The sequence below is a fragment of the Flavobacterium sp. genome (assembly GCF_049590715.1).
In the GTDB taxonomy this organism is placed as follows: domain Bacteria; phylum Bacteroidota; class Bacteroidia; order Flavobacteriales; family Flavobacteriaceae; genus Flavobacterium.
The window spans coordinates 1-26318 of the sequence record NZ_JBAWDL010000252.1 but is presented as its reverse complement, the minus strand read 5'-3'; the positions used below and the strand labels follow the sequence as shown (position 1 = coordinate 26318).

At 33.2% G+C, this 26318-nt stretch carries 20 protein-coding genes and 1 other RNA gene; 13 read left to right on the top strand and 8 right to left on the bottom strand.

Translation table 11 applies throughout. From position 1 onward, the window contains the following. Window positions 1-121: 121 nt before the first annotated feature. From WBQ70_RS11560 to xerD, 3 genes are all read left to right on the top strand, one after another. Window positions 122-862 carry a hypothetical protein gene (locus tag WBQ70_RS11560; protein WP_423914324.1) on the top strand — a complete coding sequence of 247 codons (741 nt, stop codon included), beginning with the start codon at window positions 122-124 and terminating at the stop codon, window positions 860-862. Between the two features lie 131 nt (window positions 863-993). After that, window positions 994-1596, top strand: a complete 603-nt coding sequence (locus tag WBQ70_RS11555) for a porin family protein (protein WP_423914322.1) — start codon at window positions 994-996, stop codon at window positions 1594-1596. Window positions 1597-1639: 43 nt separating this feature from the next. After that, entirely contained in the window at window positions 1640-2542 is a 903-nt protein-coding gene (xerD, locus tag WBQ70_RS11550; protein WP_423914319.1) for a site-specific tyrosine recombinase XerD, read from the top strand. Window positions 2543-2654: 112 nt separating this feature from the next. Here the strand turns inward: xerD and rny are convergent, their stop codons facing one another. From rny to WBQ70_RS11530, 4 genes are all read right to left on the bottom strand, one after another. Further along, complete coding sequence (gene rny / locus WBQ70_RS11545; RefSeq protein ID WP_423914317.1) at window positions 2655-4217, bottom strand: ribonuclease Y; 1563 nt, start codon at window positions 4215-4217, stop codon at window positions 2655-2657. Window positions 4218-4266: 49 nt separating this feature from the next. Continuing rightward, window positions 4267-4373: non-coding RNA, 6S RNA (gene ssrS, locus WBQ70_RS11540), on the bottom strand. A gap of 51 nt (window positions 4374-4424) precedes the next feature. Continuing rightward, window positions 4425-4718, bottom strand: a complete 294-nt coding sequence (locus WBQ70_RS11535) for a cell division protein ZapA (RefSeq protein WP_423914315.1) — start codon at window positions 4716-4718, stop codon at window positions 4425-4427. 8 nt (window positions 4719-4726) lie between these two features. Then, window positions 4727-5017, bottom strand: a complete 291-nt coding sequence (locus tag WBQ70_RS11530; protein WP_423914312.1) for a hypothetical protein — start codon at window positions 5015-5017, stop codon at window positions 4727-4729. Window positions 5018-5252: 235 nt separating this feature from the next. On the opposite strand from WBQ70_RS11530, the gene WBQ70_RS11525 reads away from it, so the two are divergent. The 3 genes from WBQ70_RS11525 to WBQ70_RS11515 all read left to right on the top strand — a co-directional run bounded on the left by WBQ70_RS11525 (window position 5253) and on the right by WBQ70_RS11515 (window position 10240). Then, window positions 5253-6950: a M23 family metallopeptidase gene (locus tag WBQ70_RS11525; protein WP_423914310.1), complete on the top strand. Its 1698-nt coding sequence runs from the start codon at window positions 5253-5255 to the stop codon at window positions 6948-6950. A gap of 13 nt (window positions 6951-6963) precedes the next feature. Continuing rightward, window positions 6964-9429 carry a TonB-dependent receptor gene (locus WBQ70_RS11520; protein WP_423914308.1) on the top strand — a complete coding sequence of 822 codons (2466 nt, stop codon included), beginning with the start codon at window positions 6964-6966 and terminating at the stop codon, window positions 9427-9429. Window positions 9430-9517: 88 nt separating this feature from the next. Next, window positions 9518-10240: a hypothetical protein gene (locus WBQ70_RS11515; RefSeq protein WP_423914306.1), complete on the top strand. Its 723-nt coding sequence runs from the start codon at window positions 9518-9520 to the stop codon at window positions 10238-10240. 255 nt (window positions 10241-10495) lie between these two features. On the opposite strand, the gene WBQ70_RS11510 is transcribed toward WBQ70_RS11515, so the two are convergent. Beyond that, a complete protein-coding gene (locus WBQ70_RS11510) occupies window positions 10496-10675 on the bottom strand; it encodes a hypothetical protein (RefSeq protein WP_423914304.1) in 180 nt (59 codons plus the stop codon). 443 nt (window positions 10676-11118) lie between these two features. Between WBQ70_RS11510 and WBQ70_RS11505 the strand changes: the two genes are divergently transcribed. From WBQ70_RS11505 to WBQ70_RS11480, 6 genes are all read left to right on the top strand, one after another. Continuing rightward, complete coding sequence (locus tag WBQ70_RS11505) at window positions 11119-11445, top strand: DUF6660 family protein (RefSeq protein ID WP_423914302.1); 327 nt, start codon at window positions 11119-11121, stop codon at window positions 11443-11445. A gap of 200 nt (window positions 11446-11645) precedes the next feature. Next, window positions 11646-14810, top strand: a complete 3165-nt coding sequence (locus tag WBQ70_RS11500) for an efflux RND transporter permease subunit (RefSeq protein ID WP_423914299.1) — start codon at window positions 11646-11648, stop codon at window positions 14808-14810. A gap of 1 nt (window position 14811) precedes the next feature. Next, entirely contained in the window at window positions 14812-16044 is a 1233-nt protein-coding gene (locus WBQ70_RS11495; RefSeq protein ID WP_423914297.1) for a TolC family protein, read from the top strand. A gap of 11 nt (window positions 16045-16055) precedes the next feature. Beyond that, a complete protein-coding gene (locus tag WBQ70_RS11490) occupies window positions 16056-17285 on the top strand; it encodes an efflux RND transporter periplasmic adaptor subunit (RefSeq protein WP_423914294.1) in 1230 nt (409 codons plus the stop codon). A 426-nt stretch (window positions 17286-17711) separates the two neighbouring features. Continuing rightward, window positions 17712-18788 carry a peptide chain release factor 1 gene (gene prfA, locus WBQ70_RS11485; protein WP_423914291.1) on the top strand — a complete coding sequence of 359 codons (1077 nt, stop codon included), beginning with the start codon at window positions 17712-17714 and terminating at the stop codon, window positions 18786-18788. A gap of 180 nt (window positions 18789-18968) precedes the next feature. Then, entirely contained in the window at window positions 18969-21044 is a 2076-nt protein-coding gene (locus tag WBQ70_RS11480) for a DUF5723 family protein (RefSeq protein ID WP_423914289.1), read from the top strand. A 223-nt stretch (window positions 21045-21267) separates the two neighbouring features. On the opposite strand, the gene WBQ70_RS11475 is transcribed toward WBQ70_RS11480, so the two are convergent. Beyond that, entirely contained in the window at window positions 21268-21795 is a 528-nt protein-coding gene (locus WBQ70_RS11475) for a DUF4252 domain-containing protein (protein WP_423914287.1), read from the bottom strand. Window positions 21796-22137: 342 nt separating this feature from the next. Between WBQ70_RS11475 and WBQ70_RS11470 the strand changes: the two genes are divergently transcribed. Beyond that, the gene (locus WBQ70_RS11470; protein WP_423914284.1) at window positions 22138-23532 is read left to right on the top strand and encodes a S41 family peptidase; all 1395 of its coding nucleotides are present in this window, start codon (window positions 22138-22140) and stop codon (window positions 23530-23532) included. Between the two features lie 122 nt (window positions 23533-23654). Here WBQ70_RS11470 and nhaA read toward each other — a convergent pair whose 3' ends face one another. Together nhaA and WBQ70_RS11460 are read right to left on the bottom strand one after the other, a co-directional pair. After that, entirely contained in the window at window positions 23655-24815 is a 1161-nt protein-coding gene (gene nhaA, locus WBQ70_RS11465) for a Na+/H+ antiporter NhaA (protein WP_423914282.1), read from the bottom strand. Between the two features lie 238 nt (window positions 24816-25053). Continuing rightward, window positions 25054-26316, bottom strand: coding sequence for an MFS transporter (locus WBQ70_RS11460; RefSeq protein ID WP_423914281.1), 1263 nt, complete (start codon window positions 26314-26316; stop codon window positions 25054-25056). Window positions 26317-26318: the final 2 nt, after the last annotated feature.

The following is a 26318-nucleotide window of genomic DNA, read 5'->3' as shown; positions in this document are numbered from 1 at the left end:
GTATTTTATGTTTTTTAGCCATGTTTTTTATGTTAAAAAACAATCTCCTTTTACATGTAGTGTTATTTTTATTGAAGAATATTTTTACATTTGTTTCTTCAAACAAAAAAAAAGAAAATTTATGAAAAAAATTATTTTTACTGTAGCAGCTATTTTTGCTTTTGGAGCAATGAATGCACAAGATTTAAAATCTAAAAGAGGAGAAAACTTTTTACCAGAAGCTGGTGACTGGGCTATTAGCTTTAATGCTGATGGGATTTTTAGCTATGTTGGAAACTCTTTCAATGGTAGTGCTGGAAACGGTGCACCGTCAGTTGGTTTTGTTAAAGCTAATAGTTTTGTTGGAAAAAAATTCTTAACAGATAAGGAAGCATTAAGAGTTGTTGCTAATCTTGGTTTTGGATCAAATAATGAGACTGAAGTTGTAGGGGCAAATAATGTAGAAACTAAAACAACAGGTTTTGATTTAACAGCTGGTTTAGGTAAAGAATGGAGAAGAGGTAACACAAGGTTACAAGGTTTTTATGGTGCTGATGCATTAGTTACAATTAGCTCTAAAACAACTGATGCTACTACAACTGCTACTACAACTGGAACATTTGTTTCTAGTACAGAAGTTAAAGATGGTTTTGGATTAGGTTTAGGAGTTCAAGGATTTTTAGGAGCTGAATATTTTATTTTCCCTAAATTTGCTATTGGAGCACAATATACTTACAGAGTAGGTGTTGATTTGAAAGGTAAAAGCGAAACTACATCTCAAGTAGGAACGGCACCAGCTGTAACTACTGAAGGTGGTAAAAGTACAAATTTCGGAATCGGGAATGTTGGGATTACTTCAATCAATCTTACTTTGCATTTCTAGTATAAAAAATGTTATTTTATTAAAACCTCTCAATTCGAGAGGTTTTTTTTGTTTTTGGTCAGACTGAATTAAGAGTTATTTTTTTTTGATAAAATAAGTCTGTATGTTTATCAAAAATTATACTATTGATTATGAAGAAAATTATTTTGCCATTGTTCATTCTTGTTTTTACAATTTCTCATGCCCAGGATCTTAAATTTGGTATTAAGGCAGGTCTCAATACGTCTTTTTCTAGTAATGATGTAAAATCAAAGATTGGTTATCAATTTGGAGGTTTTTTAGAAACTAAAATAAATGACAAATTTTCAATTGAAAATGAAGTGATGTATCGCATTCAAGAAGTGAAAAAAGATAATATTCAATTAGAATATGGAGGCGTTAATTTTACGGGCGAAGGACAAGTTAAATTGTCCTACCTTTATTTCCCTGTCCTTTTGAAATATTATGCAACCAAAAATACTTTTATAAAGGCTGGGCCTCAAGTAGCAATTTTACTGAATGCTAATGCTAAAGGAGAAGTGTTAGGTAGTACTGTTGAAAGAGAGGTCAAACAAGAGTTTGAAAACTTGGATTTTGGTTTAGATTTTGGAGCAGGTTATGAATTTAAAAATGCTATTGCCATAGAAATTCGATATTATGTGGGGCTTACTAAAATGACTCATTCGGATTATGTTTCGGATTTTTACAATCGCAACAGTCTTTTGTCTTTAATGGTGGGGTATACTTTTAATTGATTTTATATCATTTATTTGTCCTTAAATCCTTTTCTTTGTGGGTATGAGTTGGACAACTTTTATTAAAAATTTTCAGTCGTACCTTAAAATCGAAAGAGGATTATCTAAGAATACCGTAGATAATTATTCTTTTGATATTGAACGTTTGTGTCAGTATCTTCAAGAGAACAATATTAATATCTCTCCTTTGAAAATAAATGAAGAGATCCTTCAGCAGTTTATTTACGCTGTTTCTTCTCAGGTAAACGCTCGTTCTCAAGCTAGAATTATTTCAGGTTTGAAGAGTTTTTTTAGTTATTTGATATTTGAAGATTACCGAACAGATAATCCTTTAGAGTTAATTGAAAGTCCTAAGATAGGCAGGAAACTCCCGGATACTTTATCATTGGACGAAATTGACGCACTTATTAGTGCCATTGATTTATCCTCAAATGAAGGAGAGCGCAATCGTGCTATACTTGAAATGTTGTATGGTTGTGGTTTGCGAGTTTCTGAATTAGTTTCGTTAAAAATATCTGATTTGTTCTTTGATGAAGGATTTGTAAAAATTACGGGTAAGGGTAATAAGCAACGCTTTGTTCCTATTGGTGATTTGTCTCAAAAATACATTGCAATTTATAGAGAAACGGTTCGTACGCATCTTGCTATTAAAAAAGGATGTGAGGATACGCTATTTTTGAATAGAAGGGGCAATCAGTTAACGAGAGCCATGATTTTTACTATTATAAAAAAACTGGCAGTCGAAATTGGTTTAAATAAAAAAATAAGTCCCCATACTTTTCGCCATTCGTTTGCAACGCATTTACTCGAAAATGGCGCCGACTTGCGTTCTATTCAATTAATGTTAGGACATGAGTCCATTACAACTACTGAGGTATATTTACATCTTGATAGGAAATTTTTGGCTGAGGTTGTCAATACGTATCACCCTAGAAAATCATTTTAGTTAAAAGCAGGGAGTTAGAATTTAGAAGTTTGTCTTTCGACTTCCAATAAAAAAAATCCAAATCCTAATAAACAAATTAGAACTTGGATTTTAAATATTTTAAATTTAGTTTTTACTTCGCAATATTCACTGCTCTGGTTTCTCTAATTACGGTTACTTTAACTTGACCTGGATAAGTCATTTCAGTTTGGATTTTTTGAGATATTTCAAAAGATAAAGTTGCTGCATTATCGTCAGAGACTTTTTCACTCTCTACAATTACACGAAGTTCTCTACCTGCTTGAATAGCGTATGCGTTTTTAACACCGCTAAAACCAAAAGCAACTTCTTCAAGATCTTTCAAACGTTGGATGTAAGAATCTAAAACTTGTCTTCTTGCACCTGGTCTTGCACCAGAGATTGCATCGCAAACTTGAATAATAGGAGATAATAATGATTTCATCTCAATTTCATCGTGGTGAGCACCAATAGCGTTACAAACTTCTTCTTTTTCACCATATTTTTCCGCCCACTGCATTCCTAATAAAGCATGAGGTAAGTCGCTTTCTGTATCTGGAACTTTACCAATATCATGAAGTAAACCAGCTCTTTTAGCTAATTTTACATTCAATCCTAGTTCTGCGGCCATTATTCCACAAAGTTTAGATACTTCGCGAGAGTGTTGTAGTAAGTTTTGTCCGTAAGAAGAACGGTATTTCATACGTCCAACTACTTTGATTAATTCTGGGTGTAAACCATGAATTCCTAAGTCGATAACGGTACGTTTTCCAACTTCAATAATTTCATCGTCAATTTGTTTTGCTGTTTTAGCAACAACTTCTTCGATACGCGCTGGGTGAATACGACCATCAGTAACTAATTTGTGTAGTGCTAAACGAGCAATTTCTCTTCGAACAGGATCAAAACATGAAAGGATAATTGCTTCAGGTGTATCATCAACAATGATTTCCACTCCTGTAGCTGCTTCAATAGCTCTAATATTACGTCCTTCACGACCAATAATGCGTCCTTTTACATCGTCAGATTCAATGTTGAATACAGATACACAGTTTTCAACAGCTTCTTCTGTACCAACTCTTTGAATCGTATTGATAATGATTTTTTTAGCTTCTTGTTGCGCTGTAAGTTTAGCTTCTTCAATAGTATCTTGGATATGAGACATTGCTGATGTTTTGGCCTCTGCTTTCAATCCTTCTATTAATTGATTTTTAGCTTCTTCTGTAGATAGTCCAGAAATAACTTCTAATTGTTGTAGTTGACTTTTGTGTAATTTGTCAACTTCAGCTTGTTTTTTTTCTAAAGTTTCAATTTTAGTACTAATTTCAGCTGTTTTATTTTCAAAATCGTCATTAATTTTTTTTGCTTTCGAAAGTTCGTTAGAAATTTGAGATTCTTTGTCTCTCGTTCTTTTTTCAACTTCGGCAACCTTTTTATCTCTAGCTAGAATTACTTGTTCATGCTCTGATTTTAATTCAATAAATTTTTCTTTTGCTTGAAGAATTTTATCTTTTTTTATGTTTTCTGCTTCAAGATTAGCGTCTTTTAGTATAGAAGTTGCCTCTTTTTTAGCATTTTTGATTAAATTAGAAATATTGCTTTTTTCTATGATTTTTGCGATGCTGAAACCACCTGCGATTCCTATTATCCCTGAAATGACGATTGTTACTATGTCCATGTTTGTTTAAAATTTATATATAAAAAAAGCCTACATTAATTGCTTGAATAAACTCGAAAAGACAAGTTTTGAGCTAACTCGTTGTTCAAGCTTCCAAACTGAATTGGCTTGCTATAGTAACGATGATTCGCTCATTCTAATTTGTTAGTGTTGAGTTTACCAAATGTGAACTAATGTAGGCAGTATCTTAGTTTCTGTAAAGAACGTTTAATTGTCGAGATATTGATCTAACAATGCATTGATTTTTTTAATTCGTTCAATAGTTTCTTCACCATTAATCGTATTATCAATTTGTTTCTGTTCTACTTGAGAGGCAAATTGTAAGGCACACATGGCCAAAACGTCTTGCTTATCACGAACAGCATAATTTTCTTCAAATTGCTTAATCATCACATCAATTTTCTTGGAAGCACTTCTAAGTCCTTCTTCTTGCGGGAGTTCAACCGTTAAAGGGTAAACTCGATCTGCTATTGATATTTTTATTTTAAGCTTATCGTCCATATTTATTATTAATCTGATAGCTGTGCTATGCAATAATCAATTTCCCGAATCAATGAATTTATTTTAAGCTTTGTATCTCTTTTATTTTCGTCACTGCCTAGTAATGAGTTGGCTAGTTTTAGTGTTTCATATTGTGCTTTTAAAGCTTCAATCTCAGTAGATTGATGTTCTATGGTTTGTGCAGATTTTGTTAATTCGATCTTTAATTCTTGAGAATTTTTCTCTAAATTTTGTATTTTTAGAATCAGTTTTCCAACTTTATTTTCAAGAGTATCAATTATTTCTACAATTACACTCATTCTATTTCCTAATTCATTACTTAATATTACAAATTTAGTATTACTTTTTATTATTGCAATATTTTATGGGTTTTTTTATTATAAAAATATCAAATTGTAGTTAAGTAGTTGGTTATGATTTATAAAAGAAAATTATAACACTAAATTATTTAATGTTACGTTTTTGTAATTCAAGATTTAAAATTTTTTATAATGCAATACAAATTACTTTTTTATCTTAGCAAAAATGTAAAGAATGAGATTTTATAGTTTATTGTTACTGTTTTCAACGGTTATTTTGGCTCAGACAAATTACCCGAAAGATTATTTCGGAGTGCCTTTGGATATCCCCATGTTGGTATCAGGTAATTTTGCTGAACTGAGACCCAATCATTTTCATGCTGGTTTTGATTTGAAAACATTAGGAAAAGAAGGAGCGGAAGTGCATGCAGTTGCTGACGGCTACGTTTCTAGAATTAAAATTTCACCTTTTGGCAATGGTAATGCTGTTTATATTAACCATCCTAATGGGTATACATCGGTTTATTGTCATTTACAACAAGCAGTAGGGGATATTGGTGACTATATTAAAAAAACACAATACAAAGAAAAGTCTTTTGAAATTGAAGTATTTTTAAAACCAAGTGATTTAGTGGTTACTAAAGGACAATTGATTGCTCTATCTGGTAATTCAGGTTCTTCCGAAGGGCCTCATTTACATTTTGAATTTCGCGATACAAAGTCTGAAAAAATCATCAACCCATTGCTTTTTGGTTATGATAAATATTTTAAGGATACAAAAAAACCGTCTCTTTCAGCAGTATACGTTTATCCGTTGGATGAGAAAACGGTTGTAAATCAATCCAAACGTCCTCTTTTACTAAATTTATCATTACAAAAGGATGGAACTTATTTAGCAAATAGAGTATTGGCTAATGGTAAAATAGGTTTTGGAATCACCGCCATTGATTATGATACTAATTCAAATAGTACAAATGGTGTCTATAAAGTGCAGTCTTATTTGAATGGAAAAGAAAGTTTCGGGTATCAAATGGACACTTATTCTTTTGATGAAATGCGGTATATAAATGCTTTAGTTGATTATTCTAAATACAGAAAAACGGGGCAACGCGTTCAAAAGTTATTTATGACGACACCTTATGCGTTAAGCATTTTGAAAACAGATGCAGCTAATGGAGTAATTACAGTAGTTCCTAATTTGAGTTCTGTATATCGCATCGAGATTGCTGATTTTTTTGGAAACACCACGATTGTGAATGTTCCGATAGGGTACGATGCTTCTACTCCAATTGTTGAAAAGGAAACGGTAAATTCTAATTATTATGTAAAAACCAATCGTGAGAATAATTTTGCTAAAAATAATTGGTCTGTGTTTTTTCCTGCTGGGACTTTTTATGAGAATTTTAATATCAATTTTGATGTACGAAATGATAGCTTATATCTTCATGATGGATATACACCAGTCCATTCGAGTTTTACGATTACGGTTGAAGATTTTAAATATACAGAAGAGCAACGGGATAAAGTATATATAGCTGATGTAGATTCAAAAGGACGCTTGGGGTATAATTATACAACAAGAAAAGGAAACGTTTTTACAACAAAAGTTAAATCTTTAGGAAAATATACTTTAGCTAGAGATACTACTAATCCTTCTATTTCGATTGTAAGTTCTATTGAGGGAAAATGGTTAAGTACCCAAAAAACAGTACAGTTGTCAATTAGCGATAGTGGTTCTGGAATTAAGTCCTATAATGGTTACTTGAATGGTAATTGGGTCCTGTTTGAATATGATTATAAAACTCGAAGAATTACTCATACCTTTAGTGATGGTGTAGTTGCCGAAGGAGCTAATGAATTAAAAGTTGTTGTGATGGATGAAGTAGGAAATTCAACTACCTTTGAAACGCATTTTTATAGAAGTCAAAAATAAAATTCTCACAATTTTGAATATTACTAAAATTTTCTTTGTTTTTATTGCTTTAGGACTAGGTTTCTCCTCTTTTGGACAAACTGCAGTTGTAAAAGGAATTGTTCTGAATAATAACAATCAGCCGGTTGTTAATGTCAATGTCACTTCGATGAATGCTAATACCTACTCGAATAACGATGGTTTTTATTCATTAAAAATACCAACGAATCAAAAAGTTACTATAGAGTTTTCTCATATTTCTTTAAAAAGAGTATCCGTAACCCTTAGTTTAAAAGCTGACGAAGAATATGAGTTTAATGTTGTAATGAATGACCAGCAGGAACAAATGGGAGAAATCATTATTACTAATTCAAACAGAAGACGGGTACAAGGGGTCACTTCGATAGAGCCTGAACTGATTCGGAAAATGGCTGGAGCCAATGCGGGTATCGAAAATATTTTGAAAACGTTACCAGGAGTTAATTCAAATAATGAACTGAGTACGCAATATGCAGTACGAGGTGGAAATTATGACGAAAACTTAGTTTATGTTAACGAAATTGAAGTATATCGTCCTTTTTTGATTCGTTCAGGGCAACAAGAAGGATTGAGTTTTACCAATACAGATTTGGTTCAAAATGTCGATTTTTCCGCTGGAGGATTTCAAGCTAAATTTGGTGATAAATTATCTTCTGTTTTAGATATTACCTATAGAACACCAACACATTTTGCAGGAACTTTTGAAGCTAGTTTTTTAGGAGGAAGTATGTCCTTAGATGTTATTTCTAAAAATAAAAAATGGACAGCAGTTACAGGTGTTCGTTATAGAAACAACAGTTTGTTAGTCAATAGCCAAGATACTGAAACGAATTATACCCCCTCTTTTGTCGATGCACAAACCAATGTGAATTATAATGCTTCGAATAAATGGAATTTTAACTTCTTGGGAAATATTTCTCAAAATAAATACAACTACCAACCTTTATCCCGACAAACAAAATTTGGGACCATTGACAAACCAATGGCATTAACCGTATATTATGAAGGTCAAGAAAAAGATAAATACGAAACGTATTTTGGTGCTCTCAAAACCACCTACAAAGCAAGTGACACGTTTACGATGAAATTTATTGGTTCTCTTTTTCATACTACTGAGCAAGAGCATTTTGATATTTTAGCCCAATACCGTTTGAGTGATGTAGATGCTGAAATTGGTTCAAACGCTTCTGAAAATGTTAGTTTCACTAAAGGTATAGGTTCGCAATTGAATCATGCTCGTAATGATTTGGATGCTTTGATTATCAATGCAGAAATAAAAGGATTTCACGATTGGAAGCAAAACTTAGTGGAATGGGGTGCAAAATTTACCCGAGAATCTATTCGTGATCGCGTAGTGGAGTGGGAGGTAATTGATTCAGCTGGATTTTCGATCAATCCGCCTAAAGATTTTGTCCTTAATAATCAACCAGAAACGGCGTATACAGGACCGTTATTGCCTTATCGAAATATTCGTACTCAAAATATTAATGCGATTAATCGTTTTTCAGGATACCTTCAATGGAGTCGTAAAGATAAAATAGGAGATATAGATGTTTGGTATAATGCTGGAGTACGTGCTCATAATTGGGCTGTTTCAGGAACAAATGCTAACGGAGATTCGCAAACAACAATTAGCCCTAGAGCACAATTTGCTATTAAACCTAATTGGGAAAAAGATATGATGTTCCGGATTTCTGGTGGAATTTATTATCAACCTCCCTTTTACCGGGAATTGCGTGATTCATTAGGAGTAGTACAGCCAAAAGTCAAAGCGCAAAAATCTGTTCATTTGGTTTTTAGTAATGACTATAGTTTCAAGATGTGGGGACGTCCTTTTAAATTAATTTCTGAATTGTATTATAAATCTTTGACGGATGTAAATACCTATACAATAGATAATGTCCGAATTCGATATGTAGCAAATAATAACGCTATTGCTTACGCACAAGGTTTGGATGTGCGATTGAATGGAGAATTTGTTCCAGGAACAGAGTCCTGGTTGAGTTTTGGTTATTTAAAAACAGAAGAAAATAGCGATGATAAAGGATATATTGCAAGGCCGACAGATCAAAGGTTAAAGTTCGCTGCTTTATTCCAAGATTATATGCCAAATATTCCTTCTGTAAAATTGTATTTGAATTTAGTTTACAATACAGGTTTGCCTGGAGGTTCGCCCTCTTATGTTGATCCGTATAAGTATCAAAATAGATTAAACGATTACCGTAGAGTTGATGTTGGTTTTTATAAGGTTTTTATTGATGAGACTAGAGCTAAACCAAAAAATAGGATGTTTAGAAATTTTAAAGAATTATCTCTAGGATTTGAAATATTTAATCTTTTCAACAATCAAAATGCCATTACTAATACTTGGGTAAGGGATGTTTATACTAAAGCGGAATATGGTATTCCAAATTATATGACCACTCGTGTGTTTAATATTAAGTTAATAGCGAAGTTATAGTGGTTTTTTAGTCAGTTAAAATAGGTAAGAAATGCCAAAGCATTTTTTAAATTCATTACATTTGGTTTTGTTTTAATATTTATAGGTTATGAAAAATTTAAAGATAGTGTTTTTGTTTGTTTCGGTTTTGATTCTTGTCAGTTGTAAAGAAGAAGTTGAAAAACCCAAAGTGATTTATGATGGAGCAAGTAAAGAGAAAACTTTCGCAAAAATTGATTCTACTCAAATAGCTATTGCTGATTTACCTATTCAAATAGAAGGGACTGATTATTTAATTCACCCGGTTGGGGATTTAAGAGTGTATGAAAGAGGGACTAAGTCTCGTTACGGTTCATCTAGCGTGATAGATTTAAGTTTTACTATTTCGAATTATAGTGAAAACGAAATTACAGGTTATTTACAAAATTTAAAATTCCAAAAAGTAAATTCAGACTCTATAAAACCATTGACTGATAAACAAGTATTGATTCAAACAGCAAGTTATTTAAAAGGAATAGCTGATAAAACGAGAAAGAAAATAATGGTTTATACCTTGTTTGATATCGACTCCAATAGAGATGGGAAATTAGATACAAGTGATATTAAAAGTTTGTATTTGAGTGATATTAGCGGAGATAATTTCACTAAAATTTCTATAAACTTCCAAGAGTTAATTGATTGGAGTTTGATTGAATCTCAAAATCGTTTGTACTTTAGAACAGTAGAAGATACCAATAAAAACGGACAGTTTGATAAAAATGATGTTGTTCATTACAATTATATTGATCTGTCTAATAATGATTGGAAAGTAGCTAGTTATGAACCTATTTAAATTATTGAATTTATAATTACTACTCATGAATACCTTTTAGTTATCGTAAATAAAATAATAAAAAAATCTGTTTAGCAAAGAAAGAATGTTAACCAAATTTTTTAAATTACTTAGAGCTAGATTATAAAATTTGTACCTAACTTATTTTGGCTGTGATCAGTGCTTTTAATCATACTTTGTCTAGTGTCTCACTACTCTATAAATGAATGCGCCAATGGTCATTGATAGCCATTAAATAATTTTCTTCGTCTCAAGTTATTTTCCTAAAATTTCCAGACTAGGAATAGTTGCAAGGAGATAATGTTTTAGTCTTTGGAGCATTTTCCAGCTATCATTCCAATCTTTTTTATCTTGCGAAAAAACAAGATAAAAAAGGATTTTCCCTTCTATCTGGGCTAGAATAGTTGTTTGTGAAATCAGCATTCCGTAAATCATACAAATTCTATAAAATAACAAAAAAAGCAACAAAATTTTAGGGTAAAAGCATGAGTTATTATAGCCTCAGATTTGCTAATTTTTAAATTTATCTTGATTGTAAATAGACCTCCTAAGTGGTATTATCCTACATTTATTTGCTACTACTAATAAAATATAAGTTAGGAAAAAAAATAAGCAAATTAGTAGTGATTATTTACCTCATGCGTTTTCCATGCCAACTTTATTGTTTTTAATTTCCGCATCAAGATCAGTAAAAGGGTAATGGTTTTATTTTTTTATTCTTTTTATTTATCAATTTTCTTTGTGCTCCAGAAAAGAATTCGGTAGTGGGACGAATAGCAGGAATAAGGCACTAAAAAAGCCAAGTCTTAGTGTGAAACCTTTAAAATAAAAACACAATTGGGGGATGGAATTTGTTTATTATGCTTAATTTTACAACAATGAAAATGCTTAACATCTTATTATCTCTTTATTTGGTTGTGCTTTCGTGTTTGCCTTGTGCGGACATGAAGGTGGATAGTTTGGCGCATCAAAGTGTAATTGAGAATGCAAATGATGCAGGACATGCACACGATACAGATAATGATTTATGTTCGCCTTTTTGTATTTGTAGTTGTTGCGGTTTTCATACATTAACATTTACGGCGACTGTGCCAATACTTGTTGCAGTGACTTATGAAGAGATACAATCTTCAAATTCCTTCTATACTTCAATTGCCAACTCTAATTTCTTTGGAAGTATTTGGCAACCCCCACAAATAGCGTAATAAATCCCTCTCAAAATTAAGATGATTGAACATTTTTGATCAACGAATTTTGATTTTAGATGTAAAATCTGAAATCAAAATTCGCTCTCTATTATTCGAAAATCTGTTTAATTTACTTTGTGTAAGGGGATAAAGTCATGTGGTTTCCACAACGATAGCAAACGCTTGTTTGCTGATTTTCTAATTCATGATATTCAAAAATGTTAGATAAAATAATACAATTCAGTATAAAGAATAAATTTATTATACTGCTTTTTACCCTTGTACTTATTGCCATGGGGAGTTATTCACTCAGTCAATTACCCATCGATGCTTTGCCAGATGTTACTAACAATCAAGTGCAAATTATTACCACGGCTCCCACATTGGCGAGTCAGGAAGTAGAGCAATTAATTACGTATCCATTAGAGCAGGAGATAAAAACGATCCCAAAAATAATTGAACTCCGAAGCATCTCTCGTTTTGGACTATCAGTCGTTACGGTAGTTTTCAAAGAGGACGTGGATATTTATTGGGCACGAGAACAAATTTTTCAACGCTTAAAAAAAGCACAAGAAAATATTCCAGCGTATGCAGGCTCGCCAGAATTAGCCCCTATTTCGACAGGTCTTGGTGAAATTTACCAATACGATGTCTATGCGAAAAAAGGCTACGAAGATAAATACGATGCAGTTCAATTGCGTACAATTCAAGATTGGATTATCGTTCCACAATTGCAAGGAACTGAAGGTGTGGCTGAGATTAGTACTTGGGGAGGAAAACTGAAACAATACGAAATTGCAGTAAATCCGAGTACCCTTAATAGTTTAGGAGTAACGATAACCGAGATTTTTGATGCTTTGCAAAAAAACAATCAAAATACAGGTGGTGCCTATATTGAGAAAGATCAATATGCCTATTTCATCCGTGGGGTAGGAATGGCAACAGGGATCAAAGATCTAGAAAATGTAGTGATTAAAAACCGTAATGGTGCTCCAGTTTTAGTTCGTGATGTGGCAAAGGTACAAGAAGGTGTTGCCTTGCGTTACGGAGCTTCCACCAAAGATGGAAAAGGTGAAATCGTTTCAGGATTAGTCTTGATGTTAAAAGGAGAAAACTCGAGTGGGGTAGTTAAAAGAGTCAAAGAAAAAATGGCTCAAATCAACAAAACACTACCTGAAGGCGTCGTTGCCGAAGCATTTATCGACCGAAGTAAATTAGTAGATAACGCCATTGGAACAGTGACTACTAACCTTTTAGAAGGAGCATTAATCGTGATTTTTGTATTGATTTTGTTCCTTGGGAATCTTCGAGCAGGATTGATTGTGGCTTCGGTAATTCCGCTGGCGATGTTGTTTGCGGTGATTTTGATGAATGCTTTTGGTGTGAGTGGGAACTTGATGAGTTTGGGGGCGATTGATTTTGGAATTATTGTCGATGGTGCCGTGATCATCGTTGAAGCTACGATGCATCATTTGCAAAAGCTAAAAAAGAAAAAAGAACTAACCCAAGTCGAAATGGATGCTGAGGTTTATGAATCGGCTTCAAAAATCAGGAATAGCGCAGCTTTTGGTGAAATTATTATTTTGATTGTTTATTTGCCAATTTTGGCCTTAGTGGGAACCGAAGGAAAAATGTTCCGACCGATGGCAATGACGGTAGGTTTTGCGGTTTTAGGTGCTTTTATCTTGTCATTGACCTATGTGCCGATGATGAGTGCGCTCTTTTTATCCAAAAAAACAGAACACAAACCCAATTTTAGTGACCGCATGATGGCCTGGTTGGAGAAATTATACACGCCTTTTTTAGAGAAAGCCTTGCAATTGAAAACGCTGGTTTTGGGAATTGCGTTCGCCCTTTTTGCAATTGCTTTTTTTGTGTTCCAAAATATGGGAGGGGAGTTTATTCCCACCATTGAAGAGGGAGATTTAGCTTTTGAAACTAGAATCATGACAGGAAGTTCTTTGACGGAAATGATTCAAGCAACTACGGCATGTGAGAAAATATTAAAAGCCAAATTTCCTGAAATAAAAACGATTGTAACTAAAATAGGAACAGGAGAAATTCCCACTGATCCTATGCCTATTGAAAATGGAGATCTTGTGATTGTATTGAAAGATAAAAATGAATGGGATAGTAAATATAAAAACTGGGAAGATATTGGGGAAGCTATGAAAGCAGAAATCAATAAAGAGCTTTCCTATGTTTCTATAGAAGTTTCGCAACCCATCCAGATGCGTTTTAACGAATTGATGACGGGAAGTAAAAGCGATATTGCGATTAAAATTTTTGGTGATGACTTAGAAATTTTGGCAACCAAAGCCGATGAATTGATTTCGAAAGTCAAATCTATTGAAGGTGTGGGGGATTTAAAAGCTGAAAAAGTGACGGGTTTACCTCAAATTACCATCAAATACGATTACAATAAAATTGCTTTGTACGGGCTGAATATTGTCGATATTAACCAAGTGATTCGGTCTTCCTTTGCGGGAGATGTGGCGGGTAAAATCTACGATCAAAGCAAGCGTTTTGATATTGTAGTGCGAATGGATCAAACGAATCGTACCGATATTAGTGATGTGAGTAATTTATTTATTCCGTTACCTAGTGGGCAACAAGTACCACTATCACAAGTAGCAACCATCAACTATGAGCAAGGTCCTGTACAAGTGTCTCGTGAAAACGGAAAACGTAGAATAGCTGTAGGATTGAATGTTCGTGGTCGTGATATTAAAAGTGTGGTCGAAGAGATTAAACTAAAATTAGACGGTAAATTCCAACTTCCTGCGGGTTATTATATTACGTATGGAGGACAATTTCAGAGTTTAATCGAAGCAAACAAACGGCTGTCAGTAGCTGTTCCTGTGGCTTTGGGACTGATTCTAGTCTTGTTGTATTTTACTTTTGACAGCATCAAACAATCGTTATTAATTTTTACTGCAATTCCACTATCCGCTATTGGTGGCGTGTATGCATTGTGGTTACGAGGAATGCCATTTAGTATTTCGGCGGGAATTGGATTTATTGCTTTATTTGGAATAGCTGTTTTAAACGGAATCGTACTGATTTCGTATTTCAACCAATTAAAAGCCGAGGGAATTTTGAGTCCGCTAGAACGTATTAGAATAGGAACTAAAACTAGGTTAAGACCCGTTTTGATGACGGCCGCAGTAGCTTCGTTGGGATTCTTACCTATGGCATTGTCCAATAGTGGTGGTGCCGAAGTTCAAAAACCATTGGCGACCGTAGTGATTGGTGGGTTGATGTCAGCGACTTTATTGACTTTGATTGTCTTGCCAATTCTTTATTTATTATTCGAAACATCCAAAAATACCCTTTTTTCAAAAAAAGAAGATACTGTTTTGGACTCCAATAAAAATTTATAAAATGAAAAATACAGATAAAATACAAAGAAATCCGTTCCAATTTTTATTCGGTTTTGTAATCGTGGTATTGGTGAACAGTTTTGCATTTGCTCAAAATAAACAGACCATCACGCTTGAAAATGCGATTCTTTTAGCCAAGAAAAACAATACAGATTTAAAAATTGCTGATACTGAAGTCGACAAACAAAGGCTACTCAAAAAAACAGCTTTTCAAGTTGATCCGTTACAGGTTCAATATCAAGGTGGACAATTTAATAGTGAGTTCTACGACCACAATATTGCAGTACAGCAGTATTTTCCCATTGGTACCATTACAAAAGCCAACCGACAATTGCAAGAAGCTTTAGCTAGTCTAGCCGAACGTAGAAGAGACTTAACGGAATATGAAATGGAGAAGGCCGTGACGTTGTCTTATTATCAATATTTGTACGGCGTTTCAATTCAGCACTTGAACAATGAGCTTCATACTATTTATGCGGAGTTTTTAAAAAATGCCGAACTCCGTTTTAAAACAGGCGAAAGTGGTTCTATTGAAGTAATTAGTGCCAAGGCTAAAGTGAAAGAGATTGAAACTCAAAAAGCACAGTTAGAAAATGATTTGGGAGTCTATCAAAAACAATGGCAGTTTTTCCTTCAAACCGATGAGAATGTGCTTCCAGACACCACTACAGCATTACAATACGAGATTATGACCCACACTAAAGAGAACCGAATCCAAGAATTAGTAAGTAATTATTACGAACAAGAAATATTAGTCTATCAAAAGGAAGCGTCGACGTACAAAGCTATGCGGACGCCTAAAGTGGGATTGGGGTATTTTGCACAAACCATTGATACCAAAACCCTGTTTCAAGGAATTACGGCGGGATTGCAAATTCCAATTTTTGGAGGTGGGAATACCGCCAGAGCAAAGGCTTCTGAGATGAGTGTCATGCAATCGCAATTGGTTTTGGATAAAAACACATTGATGCTAAAATTGCAAAAAGAAATTTTGATAAATGAATTCGAAAAGCAACAAAAAGCAGTGCATTATTATCAAAAAGAAGGCTTGAATTATGCGGATCAAATCATCAGGACAGCACAAAAAAGTTATGCTAATGGCGATATGAGTTACTGGAATTATATCAGTTTTTTGAATCAAGCAATTGATATTAAAAAACAAAATACCGAAGCCTTGAACGCCTATAATCAAAGCGCAATTGCGTTACGATTTCCTTCTTTTACAAATAATTAACCAAATCAAAAATGAAAAATAAACAAATAAATATAGTCTCAAAATATCATTTTACTTTTTCAGTAGCTTTGCTTTTTTGTTGCAGTTTGCTCCTTTTTTCTTGTGGAGAAAAGAAAACGGAAGAACAACATGAAGAAGAGGAAAAATCAGAAACCGAACTGGAATTAACCGCTACCCAATACCAAACCATAGGAATTGAAACAGGAAGTATCGAGATGAAAAACCTCAATACGATCATCAAAGCGAATGGCTATACCGCTGTTCCGCCACAAAATATGGCAAATATTTCAACCTTAATTGGTGGAGTAGTTAAAGATATCTTTGTTCTGGAAGGGACGTATGTGAATAAAGGAAAAACGTTGGCAACTATTCAGAATTTAGATATTACCCAGATTCAAGAAGAGTACAGCTCCGCAATTGCAAATGTGGAATACTTGCAATTAGAATACAACCGCCAAAGAACCTTGAGCGAGGAAAATGTTAATCCGTTAAAGACGTTTCAAGAAGTAAAATCAAAATTAGCAGTGGAAAGAGCGAGAGCCAAAGCTGCCAAAACCAAATTACATGCTTTGAACGTGAGTTTGTCTGGTAACGGTTCTTTGATTCCTATTTTAGCACCTATAAGTGGCTATGTGGGGCATATTAGTATTACCAAAGGGGCTTATGCTGCTACTGGAATTACCCTTTTTGAAGTGGTGGATAATAGTCAAATGCACTTAGATTTGAATGTGTTCGAAAAAGATTTGAGCAAAATTTCTATCGGTCAAGTAGTGGATTTTGTATTAACGAATCAGTCGAACAAGTCTATTAAAGGAACGATTTTCGGGATTAATAAATCCTTTTCTAACCAAAGTAAAACCGTAGCTGTTCATGCCAAAATCAATTCTGCTGATACTAAAGATTTGATTTCAGGTATGTATGTGGCGGCAAATATCAACATTACAAACCAATCAGTTCCTGCTTTGCCAAAAGATGCTATTGTGAGAAATGGCGATAAATATTTCATCTTTTTAATCGATTCCAGTCCTAAAGAAGCTGCGCATAAAGAGGAGGGAGCTGCTTCTCACCATGAGGAAGGCGAAGTCCATTTCAAAGCTATCGAGGTCGTTCCTGGTACCACAGATTTAGGTTATACCGAAGTAAAACTATTAGAAAACATTCCAGCTGATGCTAAAATAGTGATCAAAGGTGCTTTCTATCTTTTGAGTACTGCTAAAGGTGGAGGAGAACATGAACATTAGTTTTTTTTAGGAACGACCGTTCCTACCCTGCTATATTCTGAGGGGTATAAATGCTAGTTCAGAAAGATGCTACTCCCATCGGTACCTATTATCTTTGTTAAAGATTAAAAGTTGTAAAACACTTGTTTTTTAATACATTATAAATTAATAAGTAAAGTGAAATTATCTTTGTATTAGCGTTAAATTGTAATGGGGGTAACTCTTTAGCCCCAGTAGTAGTGAAAAGCCTTTACGATTGAAAACCACTTTTTCTTGTGCTGGCAGAGCGACCAGAGGAAGCTCCTGCCAGTACTTAGAAAAAGGGTTTGAAACCGTGAAGCTTGAAACGGATGATGGGAAATAGCTCCATGAAAAACTTGGAAATTTAAACTTGAAACTTTAAACAAAAAAGTTGTATTTTTGCACTCCAATAAAGGAATATATAATATGTTAGATAGACTTCAAATAGTAAAACAGCGTTTTGATGAGATTTCGGATTTGATTATTCAACCCGATGTGATCATGGATCAAAAACGTTATGTGCAATTGAATCAAGAATATAAAAGTTTAAAAGCACTAGCTGAAAAAAGAGATGAATATGTGCTCTTGATGGCGAATATTGAGGAAGCAAACGAAATTATCTCCGACGGTAGTGATGCAGATATGACCGAAATGGCCAAAATGCAACTCGATGAAGCTAAGAATAGATTACCAGAACTAGAGGATGAAATCAAATTTATGTTGATTCCTAAAGATCCTGAAGATGCTAAAAATGTCATGGTGGAAATTCGTGCCGGAACCGGTGGAGATGAAGCAAGTATTTTTGCAGGTGATTTGTTCCGTATGTATACTAAATATTGTGAAAACCAAGGTTGGAGAACATCAGTAGTAGATATGAATGAAGGAACCTCTGGTGGTTTTAAAGAGGTGATTTTTGAGGTAACTGGTGAGGATGTATATGGAACATTGAAGTTTGAAGCGGGAGTACACCGTGTGCAACGTGTGCCACAAACAGAAACACAAGGACGTGTGCATACATCAGCGGCTACAGTAATGGTGTTGCCAGAAGCGGAAGAATTTGATGTGCAAATTGACATGAATGATGTACGTGTAGATTTCTTTTGTTCGTCAGGACCTGGTGGGCAATCGGTAAATACAACTAAGTCTGCCGTGCGTTTGACACACATTCCTACTGGATTAGTGGCGCAATGTCAAGATCAAAAATCACAACACAAGAATAAAGACAAAGCTTTCATCGTATTGCGTTCTCGTTTATACGAACAAGAATTAGCTAAAAAACAAGCGGAAGATGCTACTAAACGTACGTCACAAGTAAGTTCAGGTGACCGTTCAGCTAAGATTCGTACGTATAATTATGCTCAAGGGCGTGTAACAGATCACCGTGTAGGATTGACGTTATATGATTTGGGAAATATCATGAATGGTGATATTCAAAAAATTGTTGACGAATTACAATTGGTTAATAATACGGAGAAACTAAAAGAAGCAAGCGAGATCTTCTAAGATTTAGTGTAAGAAAATAAAAACAGATGCCATACTATTACAAAATAGTATGGCATTCTTATATAGAACGTAATCGTTAACGTATAAATAATAGGAAAGTATATCTTAAATACTCTTAAAATTTTATTATTTTTGCTAAAAACTTAAAATTAATCAGAGTAGTAATTAATTAGATGTAATATGAAAAAAGGTTTATTAGGAATACTTGTTCTTACAAGTTTCGTTTCGGCAAATGCGCAGTCTTATCAGGGCTTTACTCATGATAATTATGCGGGAGTTCAAGGAGTATTGTTTAACCCTGCATCTATCGTAGATTCTCGTTTCAAAACTGACATCAATTTGGTTTCTATTAGTGCATCAGTGAATAATGATGCTTATGGTGTGAGTATTTCAGATGCATTAAAATCAGATTTTGATTTTGATAAAGAAGGAAAAAAATCGTTTACAAACAATAATAATGCTGTAGTTAATACAGATGTTATGGGGCCGTCATTTATGTTTAATATTGCTCCAAAACATTCATTAGCTATATTTACAAGAGCTAGAGCTTTTGTGAATGTACTTAATATAAACGGAACAGTAATTAATGATCTTACAAAAGAAAATCAGACTACTTTTCCTTCTGCAACATTAGGTAGTCCAAATGCAGTTGGGAATTCTTGGGGAGAGATAGGTCTTTCATATGCTGCTGTATTGTATCAAAGAGGGCAGCACTTTTTAAAAGGAGGTATTACTGCTAAATATTTACAAGGTGTAGCTAATTACCATTTTCAAGGAACAAATGTTTCTGTTGCGTATAATGATTTAGGAAATCCTCTATTAGACAACTATACTACTTCTGGTACAGCGACCTATGGTTCAAGTCAAGATTTTTCTAACGATTCTGAAATTAATTTTGATGCTAAATCTAAAGGTATTGGTTTCGATTTTGGATTGGTTTATGAATGGAGACCTGAATATGATGCTTCAAGAGATGATATCAATTATCTTAAAGAGGTAAATAAATACAAAATTCGTTTTGGTGTTTCGGTTACTGATATAGGATCTATGAAATATGACAAAGGAATTCGTAATGGTTATGATTTAAATAAAACTTTTACTAAAGATGATTTTGATAATGCGAAGAACTTTGATGATTTTATGAAAAAAGAGTTTACTTCAACATTTACTGGTGGAGATGTAAAATCTAATTTGCCAACAGCTTTACATGCTGATGTAGATTGGAATATTCATAATAAATTTTATTTGAACTTAAATGGAGACATTAATGTTGTAGGTAAAGATAAAGTAAGTCAAAATAGTATTTCAAATCGTATTAGCTTAACGCCACGTTTTGAATCAAAATGGTTTAGTTTCAATGTTCCTGTTTCTTACATGGATTATAGCAAACAAGCTCTAGTAGGAGTAGGTTTACGTACAGGTGTTTTCTTTATTGGTTCTGGCTCTGCAATTTCTAATCTTGTTTCCAAAAACTCTAGAGCAGCTGATATTTATTTAGGTTTAAAAATTCCAGTGTATCAAAAACATAAAATTATTGATGCAGATGGTGATGGTGTTTTTGATACTGTTGATGCTTGTCCAGATGTGGCAGGTCCTGTTGAAAATAATGGATGTCCATGGAAAGATACGGATGGAGACACCATTTTAGATAAAGATGATACTTGTCCAAATGTTGCTGGTCCAGTTGAAAACAACGGATGTCCATGGAAAGATACTGATGGAGATTCTATTTTAGATAAAGATGACTCTTGTCCAGACGTAGCTGGTCCAGTTGAAAACAAAGGATGTCCATGGAAAGATACTGATGGAGATGGTGTTCTAGATAAAGACGATAAATGTCCAAATGTAGCTGGAACAGTAGCTAATAAAGGTTGTCCTGAAGTAGTTACGGTGATAACTACTGAAGTGATTAAACACTTGAATGATTTCTCTAAAGAAGTGCTATTTAATACTGGGAAATCAACTATCAAGCAGGAATCTGATGCTAAATTAGATGAAATTGTGAAAGTAATGAATGAGTTTAAAACTGCTAAATTTAAATTAGAAGGATATACAGATAGTACAGGTAGTGTTGCTAAAAATTTGCAACTATCAAAAGAAAGAGCAGCTGCTGTTAAGGATTATTTGATCTCTAAAGGAATTAGTTCTGATAGACTTAGCTCAGAAGGTTATGGAGTTGAAAGACCAATTGCAAGTAATAAAACTGTTGATGGTAGAGCTCAAAACAGAAGAGTTGAAATCCTATTAGTGCAATAATAACATAAGTTAAAATAATTTTATAAAGATGAGCTCGATTGATGTCGGGCTCATTTTTTTTATGACCAATTTGTGAGTTATGGTTCATTTAAAATTACTTGATAAATAGCTATCAACGACTATTGTATAGAAGTGTTGATGGGAATAAAGCATACATAAAAACAAAAATGAGGCTGTAATGCCTCATTTTTGTTTTTAATTATAAAGGAATGGAAGTTCTAGGTTATCTCTTAGTTGCTTTTTTGAGTTCTTCACCACCAGGAATTCTCATTTTATCTGTTAATACTGCTATTTCATTCAAATTGAAATTTCCAGTTAATGACATTAATACCGTTTCGTTATCTCGGCCGTTACCTTCAATAAACATTAGTAATTCCTTGATTTGTGAATCTGCAGTTCCTGATTTTACAACAATTCGAATGTTTTTGCCATTTTCATTTACTTTCATCAACTCTTCTAGGCCAACGGTTTTAATGTATTTGTCAGCAGTTGTTTTCATGTCTAACGCTGCTTTAGCATTAGTTGTAGAATATACTTTAAGGTTGTCTAATTTTTTGATTAGGCTCATGTATTGCTGCATTTCCTTATCTGAAGCATCTACTTTTACTTTACTCATCAAATCAAACATTTTTTTATTTACTACAACAGCAGTAATTCCATCTTGGTCGTTGAATTTGTCTAAAGTATTATTTTGTGCAAAAATTGAAGTTGTGAATGTTATTAGAAATAATAATATAAAGTAGTTTTTCATTTGGTATAGTATTTTTGATCGATGAATATTTTATTTTTTGTTTGTTCGTACTCCTTTATATGCAGTACAGTTTTCATGCCAAGATTCAATTGAATAGATAGTGTTGATAAGGCTTTTTGAGTTTCTTGAAGTGCTTTCTCAGGGCTTTGATATGTTCCCAATTCGTTTTCTGAAGTCTTGTAATGATATAAAATGCATATTCCAACAACTATAATTAGTAGTAAAAGGGAGCTTTTTGTAATTATTAATCTCATGATCATCATCAATTATTTAGGTTCAAAAATTAATTAATTAAAACTAAAGATAGTATTTTTACGTTAATGATCTATATAAAACACCATTATGAAAATCAAATTTAGATTTATACTTTTCCTTATTCTTACAGGTTTTGTTTTTCAAAATTGTGAAGATAATGATGATATTCCTCTTCCGCAATCTCTTCAAGTAAATGATTTTATTTGGAAAGGGCTCAATGTGTATTACTTATGGCAAGCTGATGTGCCTGATTTAGCTGATGATCGCTTTGCTAATCAAGCACAATACGCCAGTTTTTTATCAAATTATACTCCAGAAAATTTATTTGATGCTTTGAGAATTGATAAGAAGATAGATAGATTTAGTTGGATTGTAAGTGATTATACTGTGCTTGAACAAACCTTGCAAGGAACAACAAAAAATAATGGTATTGAGTTTGGACTTAGTCTTAAAAGCATAGGTTCCACAGAAGTAGTAGGTTATGTACGCTACATAATTCCAGATTCTGATGCGGCTGCCAAGGACAAGGATGTTAAACGTGGAGATATTTTTTATGCAGTGGATGGTGTACCTCTTTCTATTACTAATTATACTTCTTTATTATATAGTACTTCTGAAAGTTATAAATTGAGTTTTGCTGATTACAATGGAACTGATTTTGTTCCAAATGGAAAAGTGATTGATTTTACAAAAACAATTTTGAATGAAAATCCTATTTTAATCAATAAAATCATCGAACAGGGAAATCATAAAATAGGTTATTTAATGTATAATGGATTTTATTCTAATTATGACACTCAATTGAATGATGCTTTTAGTGATTTGAAAGGGGTAACAGATTTTGTTTTAGATTTGCGTTATAATGGAGGTGGATCCGTATTAACAGCTACAAGATTGGCAAGTATGATTACGGGACAATTTACGAATCAAATTTTTACTAAGTTGACGTACAATTGTAAAAAGAGTGGTAATAATGTTGATTATTTATTTCCTGATAAAATTGGATCTGCAACAATTAATAGTTTGAATATATCTAAAATTTATATTCTGACAACCAAGAGTACTGCTTCGGCAAGCGAATTAATTATTAATGGTTTAGCTCCGTATATCAATGTTGTTCAAATAGGAGACGTAACTTATGGTAAAAATGTGGCTTCAGTTACTTTATATGATTCGGCCAATTTTAGATCCAATAATAGGAATCCAAATCATAAATATGCTATGCAACCTATAGTGGCTAAATCAGTCAATAAAAATGGTTTTGGAGAGTATGAAACAGGGTTGGTTCCTTCTTATAATTTAAAAGAGTCATTCCTTCGTTTTGGAGTATTAGGTGAAGCCTCCGAGCCATTACTAAGTATTGCAATTGAGAAAATTACTGGTGCCAATAAAATGGTAAAACTAAACCTATCGAATCAAGCTGTTGAACTTATAAATGATTCTAAAACTTTAAATGGAAGAAATGAAATGCATATAGAATAAACGTTTTAATTTCTTAAATCATAAAAAAAAAAGACCTCGTTCTGAATTTCAAAACGAGGTTTTTTTGTTTTTATAGCTTTTCTCAGTTTCTTATGAAGTTAAAATAGCAAGATTACCTATTGCTAATTAACTTTTTTTAAAGTTTTTTTTAAAGCAAGGAAGCCAATGGTACCTGCTGCAAGTGAGGATAATAATATTACAAATTTGGCATTATTAATAATCTCTTGATTATCAAAAGCAAGTAAAGTAATGAAGATTGACATTGTAAATCCAATTCCTCCTAAAAAGCCCACAGAGATAATTGTTTTCCAGTTTAAGTCAGCTGGAAGTTTGCAAAAACCTATTGAAACGGCTAGAAAACTAAAAAGTGCAATTCCTATTGGCTTCCCTAAAATAAGACCTACAGCAATTCCTATGCTATAATGTTGTTCTAATGTTTCTCCAATATTAGAACTTAAAACAATTGCTGTATTTGCTAGTGCAAAAAGAGGAAGAATGATAAAACCAACAGGTTTGTGTAAAAAGTGTTGTAATTGATAAGAGATTGATTTTTTCTCTCCTCCTTCAAAAGGAATAACAAAAGCCAATAGTACTCCTGTAATTGTAGCATGAATTCCTGAGTTCAACATGAAGTACCACATGATAACTCCACCAATTAAATAAGGCCATAATTTTACAACCTTCATTCTGTTCATGATAAACATGACTAGAAGTATACCTAAAGCTGAAAGTAAATTAGTCCAAAACAACGTTTTAGTATAAAAAGCGGCTATCACTAAAATAGCACCTAAGTCATCAATTACTGCCAATGCAGTAAGGAATATTTTGAGCGATAAAGGAACTCTATTTCCTAATAAAGAAAGAACTCCTAAAGCAAAGGCAATATCGGTGGCCATAGGAATTCCTGCTCCTGATCGAGTAAAATCCGCTTGATTTAATAATAAATATAATCCTGCTGGGACTAACATTCCTCCTAAAGCTGCAAAAATAGGAAGTAAGGCATCCTTTATGTTAGATAATTCTCCTATGTATATTTCTCTTTCTAGTTCTAGACCTATTAATAAAAAGAAGATAGCCATCAAGCCATCATTAATCCAATATTCTAATGATTGTCCACCTATAGGAGTTAACCACATATGATGGTATTGTGATCCAAAAATAGAATTGGCTAAAACTAATGAAACGATTGTGCAAGCAATTAATACCAGTCCACTTGACTTTTCATTGTCAAAAAATTCTGTAAAGAGATCTGATTTATAGATTTTTATTAATTTTTTTTTCATAGAAGCTTAATTTCTTAAATACAGTTTAAAAGTAAACAGTATCTTTTTTAATTTTTTTTCAAAAATACCGAATTTACTATTAATTCCATAACTAAATTGGACTATATTAACTTGAATTTATGGATTAGTTTAGGTTTATGTAAAAAAAACGTTATTTTGGAATATGATATAAAACATTTTTGATTAGATGGTTTTTTTAAAGTGATGTATTACTAGTGAATTGTGTTTTTTAAAGATTTTAATTTTTCTGTTCAATAAAATCTAAATCAGTATGGAAGGTTTCTTTAAGTTTCCAAAGTGCTAGAATTGCTATTGCAGAAAGTAGGCAACCTACTACCATCCCTGCTTTTAAGATATCGCCATTTAATAAATCGTCTCTAAAAAACGTATAGGTTAAAATGATAAGAGGTAATAGTCCTCTAACAAAATTAGGAACTGTTGTGGTAACGGTTGCTCTAATATTAGTTCCAAATTGCTCTGCTGCAATAGTAATAAATAACACCCAATAGCCTACTGAGAATCCCATGGCAAGACAAATAAAATAAAAAGCTTGTACTGATATTCCAAAAGAGTTTAGAAATATAAACACCATGGCTAGATTGAGTACTAAAAATAAATACATTATTTTTTTACGACTTTTAAACCACTGACTCAATAAACCACTCGCAATATCACCAAATACTAATCCTGAATAACACCAAGCAATCGCTTGACCTGCTGAAATTGTATCTGCTCCTTCGACGTTTAATGCTTTTGCAAATTCAGGTGAGAAAGTAATCAAAACTCCTACTAAAAACCAAATAGGAATCCCAATAAGAATACATTGTAAATATTTAAAAAATCGGTTTTTATTGGAAAACAAGGAAAGAAAATCTCCTTTTTTTTCATTGCTTTCGGCTACTTTTTGAAAAATTCCAGATTCGCTTATTTTAATTCTCATAAACAATAATAGTACACCAAGGATTCCTCCTGCATAATAACACAAACGCCAATCTTGGAATATTTGATAAACTAAGAACGCAGCAATTGCTCCTGAAACTCCAATAGAAGCTACAATCATCGTTCCATATCCTCGTTTTTCTTTAGGTAAACTTTCGGTTACCAATGTGATTCCTGCACCTAATTCACCAGCAAGTCCAATTCCGGCAATCAAACGCCAAAAAGCATAGCCGTCAACAGTAGTTACCATTCCATTAGCAATATTCGCTATAGAATAAATTAAAATGGAACCAAAAAGCACTGATATCCGCCCTTTTTTATCTCCTAAAATTCCCCACAATATTCCTCCAAAGAGCATTCCGCCCATTTGCATACTAATAAGGTATTCCCCTTGGTTCCGAATTGCATCTCCTACAACTCCTAAATCTTTAAGGCTGTCAGTTCTTACAATTCCAAATAATAGTAAATCATAGATATCTACAAAATAACCCAAAGCAGCTACAATTACGGCAGCATTAAATATTGAATTGGGTTTTGTTTCTAGCGAAGTGTTTATGGTCATTG

Coding starts and splice junctions, on each gene's coding strand:
- WBQ70_RS11525 (WP_423914310.1), top strand. CDS start 5,253: ATGAGATTTTATAGTTTATTGTTACTGTTTTCAACGGTTATTTTGGCT.
- WBQ70_RS11470 (WP_423914284.1), top strand. CDS start 22,138: ATGAAAATCAAATTTAGATTTATACTTTTCCTTATTCTTACAGGTTTT.
- WBQ70_RS11560 (WP_423914324.1), top strand. CDS start 122: ATGAAAAAAATTATTTTTACTGTAGCAGCTATTTTTGCTTTTGGAGCA.
- WBQ70_RS11480 (WP_423914289.1), top strand. CDS start 18,969: ATGAAAAAAGGTTTATTAGGAATACTTGTTCTTACAAGTTTCGTTTCG.
- WBQ70_RS11535 (WP_423914315.1), bottom strand. CDS start 4,718: ATGGACGATAAGCTTAAAATAAAAATATCAATAGCAGATCGAGTTTAC.
- nhaA (WP_423914282.1), bottom strand. CDS start 24,815: ATGAAAAAAAAATTAATAAAAATCTATAAATCAGATCTCTTTACAGAA.
- WBQ70_RS11500 (WP_423914299.1), top strand. CDS start 11,646: ATGTTAGATAAAATAATACAATTCAGTATAAAGAATAAATTTATTATA.
- WBQ70_RS11515 (WP_423914306.1), top strand. CDS start 9,518: ATGAAAAATTTAAAGATAGTGTTTTTGTTTGTTTCGGTTTTGATTCTT.
- rny (WP_423914317.1), bottom strand. CDS start 4,217: ATGGACATAGTAACAATCGTCATTTCAGGGATAATAGGAATCGCAGGT.
- xerD (WP_423914319.1), top strand. CDS start 1,640: ATGAGTTGGACAACTTTTATTAAAAATTTTCAGTCGTACCTTAAAATC.
- WBQ70_RS11510 (WP_423914304.1), bottom strand. CDS start 10,675: ATGATTTACGGAATGCTGATTTCACAAACAACTATTCTAGCCCAGATA.
- WBQ70_RS11460 (WP_423914281.1), bottom strand. CDS start 26,316: ATGACCATAAACACTTCGCTAGAAACAAAACCCAATTCAATATTTAAT.
- WBQ70_RS11490 (WP_423914294.1), top strand. CDS start 16,056: ATGAAAAATAAACAAATAAATATAGTCTCAAAATATCATTTTACTTTT.
- WBQ70_RS11555 (WP_423914322.1), top strand. CDS start 994: ATGAAGAAAATTATTTTGCCATTGTTCATTCTTGTTTTTACAATTTCT.
- WBQ70_RS11495 (WP_423914297.1), top strand. CDS start 14,812: ATGAAAAATACAGATAAAATACAAAGAAATCCGTTCCAATTTTTATTC.
- WBQ70_RS11505 (WP_423914302.1), top strand. CDS start 11,119: ATGAAAATGCTTAACATCTTATTATCTCTTTATTTGGTTGTGCTTTCG.
- WBQ70_RS11530 (WP_423914312.1), bottom strand. CDS start 5,017: ATGAGTGTAATTGTAGAAATAATTGATACTCTTGAAAATAAAGTTGGA.
- prfA (WP_423914291.1), top strand. CDS start 17,712: ATGTTAGATAGACTTCAAATAGTAAAACAGCGTTTTGATGAGATTTCG.
- WBQ70_RS11475 (WP_423914287.1), bottom strand. CDS start 21,795: ATGAAAAACTACTTTATATTATTATTTCTAATAACATTCACAACTTCA.